Genomic DNA, 12325 nt, shown 5'->3' with positions numbered 1-12325 from the left:
GTCCACAGCCTGTGGATAACTTTCGCGCACCGCGAGCTTCCCGGGCGGACAGCGCCGGCCGTCCGGGCCGGTGATCGTCCCACGCGGGTCACCGGCGGGCAGGAGGACCGGAACCGAAGGAAGCAGGGCCGGGGCCGGTATGTCCGGGCTCAGGCCAGGGGCGGCCTGTGCGTGGCGACCCAGGCGCGGATCCGGCCGCGGATTCCACGCAGCACCTCCCGGTCGTGGGAGCCGGGCGGCGGGGGTGGCGCCTCACCGTGCCGCGCGGCCCGGTAGCTGTCGAGCATGTGCTGCTGAACGATGTCCATGAGTCCAGCCTGGCTCCGGCCCGGCGGGGCCGCGCGTGGATTGACGACCGCAGTCAAGTGGCGTCCGGATCCGCCCGGGCACCCCGCACCATGGAGGGGTGAGCGTGCACATCGACATCGCGGGCCTGCCTCCCGGGCGCATAGTCTTCGAGACCTCCCCCCTCGCCGAGCTGGGGCTCGCCCTCCATGCCCTCTCCGAGCCCGGACACCACCCCGGGCTGCACGGCTGGACGACCGCCACCTCCGCGGCCCTGGAGCCGGACCTCGCCGACCGGCTGCACGAGGCGGAGTTCCTGTGGCGGAACACCTTCTCCGACATCTTCATGCCCTTCGCCGGTGTCCTCGGCGGGGACGGCAGGACCGGCTCGACGCTCGCCGAGGACCTGGACATCCTGGACCAGCTCGACGACGAACGGTTCGTCTCGGCCGCCCTGGAATTCACCTGTTCGAGTCTGTACGACACCGGGGCGCCCTCTCCGCTCACCGACGCGCGCACGCGGGCCCGCGCGGTCGAGATGGCGACCGCCAGGGGACCGAAGCAACTGGACTTCACCCGGCAGCTGCTGGCCGACCCCGCCTCCGTACGCGTCTGGGTCCGGCGCCTCCTCGAGGACTGCGACCAGGCCTTCTTCGCCGACACCTGGCGGCGCGTCCAGGTCCAGCTGGCCGCCGACGCACGGCACAAGACCGAGCTGTTGCGGCGCAAGGGCGTCGGCGCGGCCCTGGAAGCCGTCTCCGCGGCGCTGTCCCTGGACGAGGAGGCCGGCAGGATCAGCGCCGACAAGCTGTCCACGGGCCGGACCGACGCAACGGGATCGGCCGCGGGCACCGGCCTCACCCTCGTCCCGACCAGCTTCGGCTGGCCTCATCTGATGGTGCTGCACGCCCCCGGCTGGCGTCCGGTGATCCACTACCCGGTCCACCGCCCGGAACTGCCCTCCCCCGCCTCCGTCGAGCTGCTCCAGCTCCGGCTGGAGGCGCTGGCCCACCCCCTGCGGATGCGGATCTGCCGCAATCTGGCCCGCTCCCCGTACACCACCGGTGAGCTCGCCGACTCGCTCGGCATCACGCCCCCCGAGGTCTCCCGCCACCTGGGGGTGCTCAAGAAGGCCGGCCTGGCCGGCACCCGGCGACGCGGCCGGTACGTCCTGCACTCGCTGGACCTGACGGTGGTCGCCCGCCTGGGCAGCGACTTCCTGGAGGGCGTGCTGCGGTGAGCGGCCCGTCGACCCGGATCAGCATCAGCGGGACGACCGGTCAGCCCGCGCCGCCACCGGCCCTGACCAGGCCCGTCTCGTAGGCGAGGACGACCACCTGGACGCGGTCGCGCAGGCCCAGTTTGGTGAGGATGCGGCCCACGTGGGTCTTCACGGTGGCCTCGGACAGCACCAGACGGGCCGCGATCTCGCCGTTCGACAGGCCCTGCGCGACCAGCATCATCACCTCGCGCTCGCGCCCGGTCAGCTTCTCGACGTGCTTGTCCTGCGGCTCGGTCCTGCCGCTCGGCAGCATCGGCGAGAACCGGTCGAGCAGCCTGCGGGTCGTGGACGGTGCCACGACGGCGTCCCCGCTGTGCACCGAGCGGATGGCGGAGAGCAGTTCGCCGGGCGGGACGTCCTTGAGCATGAAACCGCTGGCGCCCGCCTTGAGGCCGGAGAACGCGTACTCGTCCAGGTCGAACGTGGTCAGGATCAGCACCTTGGGCGGGTCGGTCCGCGCGCGGATGCGCCGGGTCGCCTCGACACCGTCCAGCCTCGGCATGCGTACGTCCATCAACACCACGTCGACGGCCGTGGACCGCAGGATCTCGACCGCCTCGGCCCCGTCGCCCGCCTCCGCGACCACCTCCATGTCCGGCTGGGCGGCGAGCACCATCCGGAAGCCGGTGCGCAGCAGCACCTGGTCGTCGACGAGCATCACGCGGATCGCCATGGGGGTCTGGTCTCCTGTCCTCACGGTCACTGTTCGGCCGGCTTGAGCGGAAGCAGGGCGCTGATCCGGAAGCCGCCGCCCTGACGCGGACCCGCGTCCAGCGTGCCGCCGACCATGCCGACCCGCTCACGCATCCCGATCATCCCCTGTCCCGCGCCGTCGGCCCCACCGTCCGCGTAGAGTTCGTGGGGGGCGCCGCGGCCGTCGTCCTCGACCAACAGGCCCAGCCCGTCGTCGAAGTAGACCAGCCGCACACTCGCCCCGGCGTCGGGGCCGCCGTGCTTGCGGGTGTTGGTGAGCGCCTCCTGGACGATGCGGTACGCGGTCAGCTCGACCCCGCTCGGCAGCGGACGCGGAGTGCCCTCGATCTTGAAGTCCACCGCGAGGCCGGTCTCCCTGACCTTGCCGACGAGTTCCTCGATCTGTTCGACGTCGGGCTGGGGGACGTACTCCCCGCTCTCCTGGGAATCGCCGGTCCTGAGGACCCCGAGCAGCCGGCGCATCTCGGCGAGCGCCTTGCGGCCGGTGCCGGAGATGGTCTCCAGGGCCTGCCGGGCCTGATCCGGCGACGAGTCCATGACATACGCGGCACCGTCCGCCTGCACCACCATCACCGAGACGTTGTGCGCGACGACGTCGTGCAGTTCACGGGCGATACGGGCACGTTCGGCGGCCACGGCGACCTTCGACTGCGCCTCGCGCTCCCGTTCCAGCCGGGCGGCCCGCTCCTCCAGCTGGCTGAAGTAGGCCCGCCGGGTGCGTATGGAGTCGCCCAGCACCCAGGCCAGGACGAAGGGCACGGTCATGATCACGACGTACCCGAGCGTCTGCGCCCAGCCGCCGTACGGCGCGTCGTCGGGCCAGCGCAGACGCGAGAAACCCGCCGCGACGAGGCTGCACCCGAGGGCCAGCCGGGACGCCCAGCGCTCCCCCACCGTGGCCACGGTGTACGTGATCACCAGCATGGCGAAGTCCGCCACGTCCGGCCGCACCCCGAGCACCAGCTGGGCGAGCCCCATCAGGATGGCGAGCAGCAGCATCTTCTCCGGCACGCGGCGGCGCAGCGCGACCACGACGGACAGGCCGACGGCGATCGGCACCCCGGCGACGCGCTCCCCGCCGGCACCGGTCTGGTCGGTCACGATGGACACGCCGGAGAACCCGAGGAGGAGGACAGCCCAGAGGATGTCGACGCCCGTCGGGTGTCTGCGGATGAAATCGTAGAAGCGCTGCACGTCACCCAGCGTAGGGACAGCTGATCGGTGCCCGGGTCAGCCGGAGGGCCGATCCGGGTCCTGGGACCGTACTCCCCAAGGTGGAGACTTGCCTACGTGACGTATGACTGGTGCCGCTGGCGGGAGGCCGCCGAGACCGCTTTGTACGGGGAAGAGGGGTTCTACCGGCGCCCGGAGGGCCCGGCGGGGCATTTCCGCACCTCGGTGCACGCCTCCCCGCTGTTCGCCACCGCCGTCGCCCGGCTGCTGGCCGGCACGGCGCGCGAGCTGGGGACGGACTCGGTCGACCTGGTCGATGTGGGAGCGGGGCGCGGCGAGCTGCTGACCGGGGTGCTTGCGGCGCTGCGGGACGGAGCCCCGGCCCCCGGCCTCACCGTGCGGGCGTACGCCGTCGAAATCGCCCCGCGCCCGCCGGGCCTGGACCCGGCCGTCGAGTGGTGCGCCGAACCCCCGAAAGGTGCGCGGGGGCTGCTCTTCGCCAACGAATGGCTGGACAACGTGCCCACGGACGTCGCCGAGGCCGACGCGGACGGGGTGCCCCGTTACGTCCTCGTGCGCCGGGCCGACGGCACCGAGCGGCTCGGCGACCCGGTGACCGGGGCGGACGCCCGCTGGCTGAGCCGCTGGTGGCCGCTGTCCCGGCCCGGCGACCGGGCGGAGATCGGCCGGCCCCGCGACGAGGCCTGGGCACGGGCCGTCGCGTCGCTGGCCGGCGGCACCGCGGTGGCGGTGGACTACGCGCACGTACGGGCGTCGAGGCCGCCCTTCGGCACGCTCACCGGATTCCGCGAGGGCCGCGAGGTACCACCGGTGCCCGACGGGAGCTGTGACCTGACCTCGCACGTGGCACTGGACGCCTGCGCGGCGGCAGCGGACGGCGCGGCCGAGATCCTGGACCAGCGGACGGCGCTGCGGGAACTGGGCGTCAGCGGTGGACGTCCGCCACTGGCACAGGCGTCGGCGGACCCCGCCGGCTATGTGCGGGCGCTCGCCTCGGCGGGGGAGGCGGCGGAGCTCACGGCGCGCGGCGGGCTGGGTGACTTCGGCTGGCTGCGGCATCGGGTCCCGGAACGTGAGGGGGGATACTGTCCCGCATGACGGAGACGACGATCGGCATCGGCGGCGCGGCGGAGAGCACCGACATGGTGCTGAACATCGGTCCGCAGCACCCCTCCACCCACGGTGTGCTCCGGCTGCGGCTCGTCCTGGACGGCGAGCGGATCCAGCAGGCCGAACCCGTCATCGGCTACATGCACCGGGGCGCCGAGAAGCTCTTCGAGGCAAGGGACTACCGGCAGATCATCATGCTCGCCAACCGCCACGACTGGCTGTCGGCGTTCTCCAACGAGCTCGGGGTCGTGATGGCCGTCGAGCGGATGCTCGGCATGGAGGTGCCCGAGCGGGCCGTCTGGACGAGGACGCTGCTCGCGGAGCTGAACCGGGTCCTCAACCACCTGATGTTCCTCGGCTCCTACCCCCTCGAACTCGGCGGGATCACCCCGATGTTCCACGCGTTCCGGGAACGCGAGGAGCTCCAGGCCGCGATGGAGGAGGTCTCCGGCGGCCGCATGCACTACATGTTCAACCGGGTCGGCGGCCTCAAGGAGGACCTGCCCGCGGGCTGGCTCGGCCGGGCCAGGGACGCCGTGGCGTCGGTGCGTTCACGCATGGACGTCTACGACCGGCTGGTGCTCGGCAACGAGATCTTCCGGGGCCGCACCCGCGGGGTGGGCGTCCTGTCCGCCGAGGCCGTGCACGCCTACGGGGTGTCCGGGCCGATCGCCAGGGCCTCCGGCGTCGACTTCGACCTGCGGCGCGACGAGCCGTACCTCGCGTACGGGGAACTGCGGGACACCCTCAGGGTCGTCACCCGGACCGAGGGCGACTGCCTGGCCCGCTTCGAGTGCCTGCTGGAACAGACCCACAACGCCCTGGACCTCGCCGACGCCTGCCTCGACCGGATGGCGGACCTGCCTCCCGGGCCCATCAACCAGCGGCTGCCCAAGGTGCTCAAGGCCCCGGAGGGCCACACCTACGCCTGGACCGAGAACCCGCTGGGCGTCAACGGCTACTACCTGGTGTCCACGGGAGAGAAGACCCCGTACCGGCTGAAGCTGCGCTCCGCCTCGTTCAACAACATCCAGGCCCTCACCGAGCTCCTGCCGGGCACGCTCGTCGCCGACATGGTGGCGATCCTGGGCTCGCTCTTCTTCGTCGTAGGAGACATCGACAAGTGACCCGGGCCGCCGGCCCGGGGAGACCGGTCCGGCCAGGACGCCCGCCGCGCGAGGCCGGTGCCGCCCGCTGCCACGCCTGGCCGACGGGTGCCCGCGGCTAGGAGGAGACGGCGCTGCGCAGCTCGACGACCGCCAGCTGCTCGGTGTCGTCGTGGGCCGTGAGGTCGATGACCTTGCCGACGGCGCGGTTCTCGGCCGTGCCGGTGCGGTGCGCCGCCAGTGCCTCCTCGCCCACCACGTCCGCGAGGTCCTCGTTCTGCACGGACTCGATCGCGGCGTTCGCCTTCTGCGTGCCGAAGAAGTCGAAGCTCCCCTGCGGGACGAGGTGACGGCGCGCGGCGGCGTACGGGACGACGGCGGATGCCGCGGGTACGGAGCGCGGCGGGCGCACCGCCGCGGCGGGCGACAGCCGCGGTGCGGGCAGGGCGGACTCGGGACGGCGGTGCTGGAGGTCACCCGCTCCGGCGACCGCCGCGTGCTTCCCCTTCGGGCCGTCGCCCTCCGGGGCCCGTTCCTCGGACCGCTCGGCGATGTCGCGCAGGCGGGCCAGTTCGGCCGTGCGGCGCGCCTCCTGGAGTGCGGCGTTGCGGCTCAGGTCCCGCAGGGCCTGAGCGGCACGCACGTACGCGCCCGGCGTCGGCGTGGAACGCGCGGGAAGGAGCTCATGCGGTGAGGACGCCTCGATGGCCAGCTGCCTGCGGCCCTCCAGCGCGCTGGCGCGCTCCGTCTCGGCGTTGGCGTACCGGCGCAGCAGCCCCGCGTGCTCGCCGCGCAGACCGGCGAGTTCCACGCGCTTGCGGCGCAGCTTGGTCTCCAGCCGGGTGCGCAGTTCCCTTGACTCCTCGAGGTCCGCCTCGAGCTCGGCTATGCGCTCCTCGGTCTTCCACTCGTCGCTGGCGCGCGCACGGGCGAGCTCCGCGACCCGCAGCCCGGCGGCCCGGTCCCAGCTGCGCATCAGACAGGCACCGGTGACCGCCGCGGCCGCTGTCACGGCCACCAGGGTGCGCAGCGCCAGGGGCTCCGCGAGGAGCCAGGCTCCGGCGGCACACACGGCCGGCACTCCGGCCACCACGGCGGGAGGCAGGATTCTGTGGAGGGGCGGCGAATGGCGGTGGCGTCCTCGTGGCATGGCCCGAAATTTACCGTGCGTACGGGCCACTTGGGAGACCACCCGGCAATCTGTTCCCCGCCGGTTACCTGGCGGCCTCTCAAGTACCCCTCGGACGCGCCTTTCTACTTCTTGATCAGCCCCTTCGACCGGAGATAGTCACCTGCCGCATCGGCGGGCTTGGCGCGCTCCGCGTCGACCTTGCGGTTCAGTTCCGCGAGGTCCTGGGTACTCAGTACCTCGGTGAGCTTCCCGAGCGCCTCGGCGATCTCCGGCGCGCCCGCGTCCTTGGCATTGAGAACCGGAAGAACGTTGTCCGCGTTCTGGAGCTTCTTGTCGTCGTCGAGGAACACCAGCCCGTAGGAGTCGAGCACCGCGTCCGTCGTGGTCGTGAGGACCAACTGGTCCTTGCCGTCCTTGACGGCCTGCTTCGACTGCGGCGTACCGACGCCCTTGGGGTCGATTCCGGTGACGTCGATGCCGTACGTCTTCTTCAGCCCGGGCGCGCAGAACGGGCGCACCTCGCACTCGTCGCCCGCGGCGATCTTCACCTTGATCTTCGACTCGCCGAGATCGGAAAGCGTCGTGAGGCTGTTCTTGTCGGCGAATTCCTTCGACACCGCGAAGGCGTTCTGGTCGACCGCCTCGCCCGCCGGAAGGACCTTCAGCCCGAGCGGGCCGGCGAGCTTCTCCAGAGCGGTGACGGTGGCCGCCACGTCACCCGAGGCGACCGGCTTCTTCGCCGCCCCGTCCGCACCGTTGACCTTGGCGTTGAGGAATTCCGCGAGGGTCGCGGCGTATTCGGGGACTACGTCGATCTCGCCCTTCTCCAGCGAGGGCTCGTACAGTTCGCGGTTCTTCACCGTGGTGATCGAGGTGTCGTACCCGGCGTCGCCCAGAACCTGGGCGTACAGCTCGGCGAGCACCTTGGACTCGGTGAAGCCGGCGGCGCCCACGACGAGCGCGCCCTTGCCGGAGCCTGCGGCATCGTCCGAGCCGCCCTTCTCCTTCTCCAGGCTGTCGCCGCCGCACGCCGCGAGCGAGCCCGCCAGCACGACCGCTCCGATGACCGCACCCGCTATGCGCGAGGTCCTGCTCATGTTGTTCTCCGTCCGCGAAAAAATGGTGTGCACAGTCCGAGGGTTCGCGCGCTCATACGGCCCCGCGCCGGCGCAGGGGTGACAGCAGCCGGTCCAGCGCCACCAGGACGCCCTCCACCACCAGGGCCAGGAGGGCGACCAGCACGGCGCCGGCGAAGACCTGGGCGGTGTCGTAGGTGTTGAAGCCCGCGGTGATGATCCGGCCCAGGCCGCCGAGGCCGACCATCGCCGCGATCGAGGCGGTGGCGATCACCTGCACGGCGGCGGACCGGAGGCCGGTCATGATCATCGGGTAGGCGAGGGGGAGTTCGACCCGCACGAAGAGCTGCGAGCCCGACATCCCCATGCCGCGCGCGGCCTCCAGCACCGACCGGTCCACCTCCGTCATGCCGACGTAGGCGTTGGTCAGCAGCGGGGGCACGGCGAAGAGCACGAGCGCGACGACCGTGGGCAGATAACCGGCGTTGCGCAGCGGCGTCATCATGAAGAGGGCCAGCACCGCGAACACCGGGACCGCCCGGCCCACGTTGGAGATGTTGACGGCGAGGCCGCCCCCCTTGCCCACGTGCCCGAGGTACAGCGCGACGGGCAGGGCGATGACACACGCCACCGCGAGTGCGATCCCGCTGACGTACAGGTGCTCGGCCAGCCGGTGTGCCGCCCCGCCGTCCCCCGACCAGTTGGCGCCGGTGGTGAGCCAGGTCCAGGCCTCCCCTATGACTCCCATGGATCAGCCGGCCTCCGTCTTCGCGATGCCCGGACCGCCGGGCGCCCCTGCGGGCGTCCGTATGCGGGTCCAGGGGGTGAGCATGCGTTGCACCCCGAGCAGCAGCAGGTCCGCCCCCACCGCGAGCAGCACGCAGAGCACGGCCGCGGTGAGCACCTGGGCCTTGAAGAAGCTCGGCAGCGCGTCCTCGATGAGATTGCCGAGCCCGCCCTTGCCGACGAGGGAGCCGACCGTCGTCAGCGCCACCGTCGACACGGTGGCGATCCGAAGGCCGGCCATCAGCGCGGGCAGCGCGAGGGGGAGTTCGACCTCCCAGAGGAGGCGGACCGGCCCGTACCCCATGCCCGTCGCGGCCTCCCTGGCCTCCTGCGGAACCGCTTCGAGGCCCGCCAGGATGTTGCGTACGAGGATGGTCAGCGAGTAGAGCACCAGGCCGGTGACCACGAGCGCGGCGGACAGCCCGAAGAGCGGCAGCAGCAGTGAGAACATCGCCAGGGACGGCACGGTGTAGAGCACGGTGGTCAGGCCCAGCACCGGACCCGCGAAATGCCGGCCGCGGCGGGCGAGCAGCGCGAGCGGGAATGCCACCGCGAGCCCTATCAGTACGGAAACCGCCGTGATCCAGATGTGCTGGACGGTCGCCTCGGTCAACTCATGGCTGCGGGAGCGCAGATACTCCCCGCAGATCCAGTCGTTCGCCACCAGGCAGTTCTGTCCGGCCATCCGCCCCCACCTCCTGTTTCCGTCGCGATGCCGTCCCGGGTCCGGTCCTGGGAGACCCTATCCCCGACCACCGACAATCGCCGAGGCTGTCGTATTCCGGCAACATGGCCTTCACAGGACCCGCGTCACAATGGGGAATCATGATCCGTTTCGAGCACGTCACCAAGCGGTACGAGGACGGCACCACCGCCGTCGACGACCTTTCCTTCGAGGTCGCCGAGGGTGAACTGGTCACGCTCGTCGGGCCTTCCGGCTGCGGCAAGACGACCACCATGAAAATGGTGAACCGTCTGACCGAACCGACCGACGGCAGGATATTTCTCGACGGGGACGACATATCGGCCATCGACCCCGTCCGGCTCCGCCGCCGTATCGGCTATGTGATCCAGCAGGTGGGTCTCTTCCCGCACAAGACGGTCCTGGAGAACACGGCGACCGTCCCCCATCTCCTGGGCTGGGGAAGGGAAAAGGGCAGGAAGCGTGCGGCCGAACTGCTCGATCTGGTCGGACTCGATCCTTCCGTATATGGCGGCCGCTATCCCGAGCAGCTTTCCGGCGGTCAGCGCCAGCGCGTGGGTGTGGCACGGGCCCTGGCAGCCGACCCGCCGGTGCTGCTGATGGACGAGCCTTTCGGCGCGGTCGATCCGGTCGTACGGGAAAGGCTGCAGAACGAATTCCTGAAACTGCAGGCGCAGGTCCGCAAGACCGTCCTCTTCGTCACCCATGACATCGAGGAGGCCGTACGTCTCGGCGACCGGATCGCCGTGTACGGGCATGGACGCATCGAGCAGTTCGACACCCCGGCCACGGTGCTCGGGGCTCCCGCGACGCCGTACGTCGCCGACTTCGTCGGGGCGGACCGCGGGCTGAAGCGGCTCTCGGTCACGCCCATCGAGGAGAGCGACCTGGACCAGCCGCCGGTCGTCCATCTCGACGACCCGCTGGCGAAGGCGACCGCACGGCTCAGGGCCGACGGCGCACGCTGGGCGGTCGTCCTGGACGGCCAGGACAACCTGCACGGCTGGATCCCGGCGGGCGACGGAAGGACGGGCGACGGGACGTCGGCCGGGGGCACGGTCCGTGAGCACGCCCGGCGCATGGAGGCCTGGCTCCCGCTCGGCGCGCCGCTCAAGCAGGCCTTCGCCACGATGCTGCAGCACGACGCGGGCTGGATCGCCGTCATCGACGAGGAGGGCGCGGGCCGGTTCCTGGGCGTACTCACCCCGGCCCGCCTCCACGAGGCACTGCGCCGCTCGATCGACGCGGACGCGCAGGACGTGCCGCGTGCCGACGTCGCCGTGGAGACCGTCGCGGGCGTCGCCTCCCGCTGATCGTGGTCCGCCGGCACCGCCATCCGGCCGAACGGACGCGAGCGGATCCCGGGGGCTCCGGCGGCCCTACGGGGTCCGCCCGCGGGCGTGGTGCCCGGCCGGCCCGTCGCCGCGACCGCTGACGGTCACCACGCGGGGCGGCCCGACCTCCCCCTCACCGGGCCTAGGCTGGTCGCATGAGTACGTTGCGAGGGCGGGGCACGGTGAGGGGTCTGCCGGAATGGGACCGCTGCGCGGTCATGGGAGTCGTCAATGTGACGCCCGACTCCTTCTCCGACGGAGGTCACTGGTTCGACACCACGGCAGCGATCAAGCACGGCCTCGAACTGGTGGCCGAAGGTGCGGACCTGATCGATGTCGGCGGCGAGTCGACCCGCCCGGGCGCGAGCAGGGTGGACGAGACCGAGGAACTGCGACGCGTGATCCCCGTCGTGCGGGGGCTGGCCTCCGAGGGCGTCACCGTCTCCGTGGACACCATGCGCGCCGTCGTCGCCGAACAGTCCGTCGCCGCCGGTGCGGCCCTGGTCAACGACGTGAGCGGCGGCCTCGCCGACCCGGGCATGATCCCGGTCGTCGCCGACGCCGCAGTGCCGTTCGTCGTCATGCACTGGCGCGGTTTCAGCGAGTCGATGAACAGCCGGGCGGTCTACGGCGACGTCGTCGGAGAGGTCGTCGCCGAACTCCGCGCACGCATGGAGGCGGTGATCGAGGGCGGGGTCGCCCCCGAGCGGCTGGTGATCGATCCCGGGCTCGGCTTCGCCAAGGACGCCTCTCAGGACCTCGCGCTCGTCGCCCACCTCGACCGGCTGCGCGATCTGGGCAGGCCCCTGCTCGTCGCCGCCTCCCGCAAGAGGTTCCTCGGCCACGTCCTGGCCGCCGAGGGCGCGGCACCCCCGCCGGCCCGTGAGCGGGACGCCGCGACGGCCGCGGTCTCCGCCCTCTCCGCCGCCGCCGGCGCCTGGGCGGTCCGGGTGCACGCGGTACGGCCGACGGCGGACGCGGTCCGGGTCGCCCGGGCCGTCGAGGGAGCCGCATGAGCGCCGCGCGCGACGAGCACGAGGAGGCGGCGGCGGACATCGCCGCGGTCGAGCAGGCGAACACCGCCTTCTACGAGGCGATGGAGCGCGGCGACCTCGACGGGCTCTCGGGCCTGTGGCTGCCCGGCGAGGACCTCACCGTCTCCTGCGTCCACCCGGGCTGGCCCGTGCTCACGGGCCGCGGCGAGGTGCTGCGGAGCTACGCGCTGATCATGGCGAACACCGAGTACATCCAGTTCTTCCTGACCGATGTCGGGGTCTCGATGACCGGGGACACCGCCCTGGTGACCTGTACCGAGAACATCCTCAGCGGGGGTCCCGCGGAAGAGGGCAGCTCCCTGGGGCCGCTCGTGGGCCAGCTGGTCGTCGCCACCAACGTGTTCCGGCGCACACCGGACGGCTGGAAACTCTGGTCCCACCACGGATCACCCGTCCTGGCGGAAACCGGTGAGGACGAGGACGAGGAACCGACCGTCTGAGCGGACGGGACGGATCGCGGGGATTGGGCTCCCCGGTCACGGGGTATACGCGGCTTCCAACCCCCTGCCGGGCCGGTCCTCGCCCCCGCGGGCGGGTGCTGTCGGTGC

The 12325-nt window shown here is 71.8% G+C and carries 13 protein-coding genes; 6 read left to right on the top strand and 7 right to left on the bottom strand.

The genetic code is table 11. The features are described from left to right. Positions 1–149: 149 nt before the first annotated feature. Positions 150–308 carry a hypothetical protein gene (locus LWJ43_RS17860; protein ID WP_277333235.1) on the bottom strand — a complete coding sequence of 53 codons (159 nt, stop codon included), beginning with the start codon at positions 306–308 and terminating at the stop codon, positions 150–152. Between the two features lie 104 nt (positions 309–412). Between LWJ43_RS17860 and LWJ43_RS17855 the strand changes: the two genes are divergently transcribed. Then, complete coding sequence (locus LWJ43_RS17855) at positions 413–1525, top strand: DUF5937 family protein (RefSeq protein WP_277335917.1); 1113 nt, start codon at positions 413–415, stop codon at positions 1523–1525. Positions 1526–1565: 40 nt separating this feature from the next. Here the strand turns inward: LWJ43_RS17855 and LWJ43_RS17850 are convergent, their stop codons facing one another. After that, positions 1566–2240, bottom strand: coding sequence for a response regulator (locus LWJ43_RS17850; protein ID WP_277333234.1), 675 nt, complete (start codon positions 2238–2240; stop codon positions 1566–1568). A 26-nt stretch (positions 2241–2266) separates the two neighbouring features. After that, entirely contained in the window at positions 2267–3475 is a 1209-nt protein-coding gene (locus LWJ43_RS17845; RefSeq protein WP_277333233.1) for a sensor histidine kinase, read from the bottom strand. Positions 3476–3571: 96 nt separating this feature from the next. On the opposite strand from LWJ43_RS17845, the gene LWJ43_RS17840 reads away from it, so the two are divergent. Then, entirely contained in the window at positions 3572–4573 is a 1002-nt protein-coding gene (locus tag LWJ43_RS17840) for an SAM-dependent methyltransferase (RefSeq protein ID WP_277333232.1), read from the top strand. Beyond that, a complete protein-coding gene (locus tag LWJ43_RS17835; RefSeq protein WP_277333231.1) occupies positions 4570–5712 on the top strand; it encodes an NADH-quinone oxidoreductase subunit D in 1143 nt (380 codons plus the stop codon). The genes LWJ43_RS17840 and LWJ43_RS17835 overlap by 4 nt, the downstream gene beginning before the upstream one ends. Positions 5713–5809: 97 nt before the next feature. Here LWJ43_RS17835 and LWJ43_RS17830 read toward each other — a convergent pair whose 3' ends face one another. The 4 genes from LWJ43_RS17830 to LWJ43_RS17815 all read right to left on the bottom strand — a co-directional run bounded on the left by LWJ43_RS17830 (position 5810) and on the right by LWJ43_RS17815 (position 9370). After that, positions 5810–6841, bottom strand: a complete 1032-nt coding sequence (locus LWJ43_RS17830; RefSeq protein ID WP_277333230.1) for a hypothetical protein — start codon at positions 6839–6841, stop codon at positions 5810–5812. 104 nt (positions 6842–6945) lie between these two features. Continuing rightward, the gene (locus LWJ43_RS17825) at positions 6946–7920 is read right to left on the bottom strand and encodes an ABC transporter substrate-binding protein (protein ID WP_277333229.1); all 975 of its coding nucleotides are present in this window, start codon (positions 7918–7920) and stop codon (positions 6946–6948) included. A 52-nt stretch (positions 7921–7972) separates the two neighbouring features. Next, positions 7973–8647, bottom strand: coding sequence for an ABC transporter permease (locus LWJ43_RS17820; RefSeq protein WP_277333228.1), 675 nt, complete (start codon positions 8645–8647; stop codon positions 7973–7975). Between the two features lie 3 nt (positions 8648–8650). Next, a complete protein-coding gene (locus tag LWJ43_RS17815; protein ID WP_277333227.1) occupies positions 8651–9370 on the bottom strand; it encodes an ABC transporter permease in 720 nt (239 codons plus the stop codon). Positions 9371–9510: 140 nt separating this feature from the next. Between LWJ43_RS17815 and LWJ43_RS17810 the strand changes: the two genes are divergently transcribed. The 3 genes from LWJ43_RS17810 (at position 9511) to LWJ43_RS17800 (ending at position 12217) form a co-directional block, all read left to right on the top strand. After that, positions 9511–10701: an ABC transporter ATP-binding protein gene (locus tag LWJ43_RS17810; protein WP_277333226.1), complete on the top strand. Its 1191-nt coding sequence runs from the start codon at positions 9511–9513 to the stop codon at positions 10699–10701. A gap of 176 nt (positions 10702–10877) precedes the next feature. Continuing rightward, positions 10878–11738 (top strand): dihydropteroate synthase, encoded by an 861-nt coding sequence (folP, locus tag LWJ43_RS17805; protein WP_277333225.1) that lies wholly within the window; start codon positions 10878–10880, stop codon positions 11736–11738. Continuing rightward, the gene (locus LWJ43_RS17800) at positions 11735–12217 is read left to right on the top strand and encodes a nuclear transport factor 2 family protein (protein ID WP_277333224.1); all 483 of its coding nucleotides are present in this window, start codon (positions 11735–11737) and stop codon (positions 12215–12217) included. Before folP ends, LWJ43_RS17800 begins: the two co-directional genes overlap by 4 nt. The last annotated feature ends 108 nt before the right edge of the window (positions 12218–12325 follow it).

Source organism: Streptomyces sp. JH34 (assembly GCF_029428875.1).
Classification (GTDB): Bacteria; Actinomycetota; Actinomycetes; order Streptomycetales; family Streptomycetaceae; genus Streptomyces.
The sequence above is the reverse complement of the archived record's forward strand: the minus strand, read 5'-3'. Positions and strand labels throughout refer to the sequence as shown.

Coding starts and splice junctions, on each gene's coding strand:
- LWJ43_RS17860 (WP_277333235.1), bottom strand. CDS start 308: ATGGACATCGTTCAGCAGCACATGCTCGACAGCTACCGGGCCGCGCGG.
- LWJ43_RS17850 (WP_277333234.1), bottom strand. CDS start 2,240: ATGGCGATCCGCGTGATGCTCGTCGACGACCAGGTGCTGCTGCGCACC.
- LWJ43_RS17835 (WP_277333231.1), top strand. CDS start 4,570: ATGACGGAGACGACGATCGGCATCGGCGGCGCGGCGGAGAGCACCGAC.
- LWJ43_RS17830 (WP_277333230.1), bottom strand. CDS start 6,841: ATGCCACGAGGACGCCACCGCCATTCGCCGCCCCTCCACAGAATCCTG.
- LWJ43_RS17825 (WP_277333229.1), bottom strand. CDS start 7,920: ATGAGCAGGACCTCGCGCATAGCGGGTGCGGTCATCGGAGCGGTCGTG.
- LWJ43_RS17820 (WP_277333228.1), bottom strand. CDS start 8,647: ATGGGAGTCATAGGGGAGGCCTGGACCTGGCTCACCACCGGCGCCAAC.
- LWJ43_RS17815 (WP_277333227.1), bottom strand. CDS start 9,370: ATGGCCGGACAGAACTGCCTGGTGGCGAACGACTGGATCTGCGGGGAG.
- LWJ43_RS17810 (WP_277333226.1), top strand. CDS start 9,511: ATGATCCGTTTCGAGCACGTCACCAAGCGGTACGAGGACGGCACCACC.
- folP (WP_277333225.1), top strand. CDS start 10,878: ATGAGTACGTTGCGAGGGCGGGGCACGGTGAGGGGTCTGCCGGAATGG.
- LWJ43_RS17800 (WP_277333224.1), top strand. CDS start 11,735: ATGAGCGCCGCGCGCGACGAGCACGAGGAGGCGGCGGCGGACATCGCC.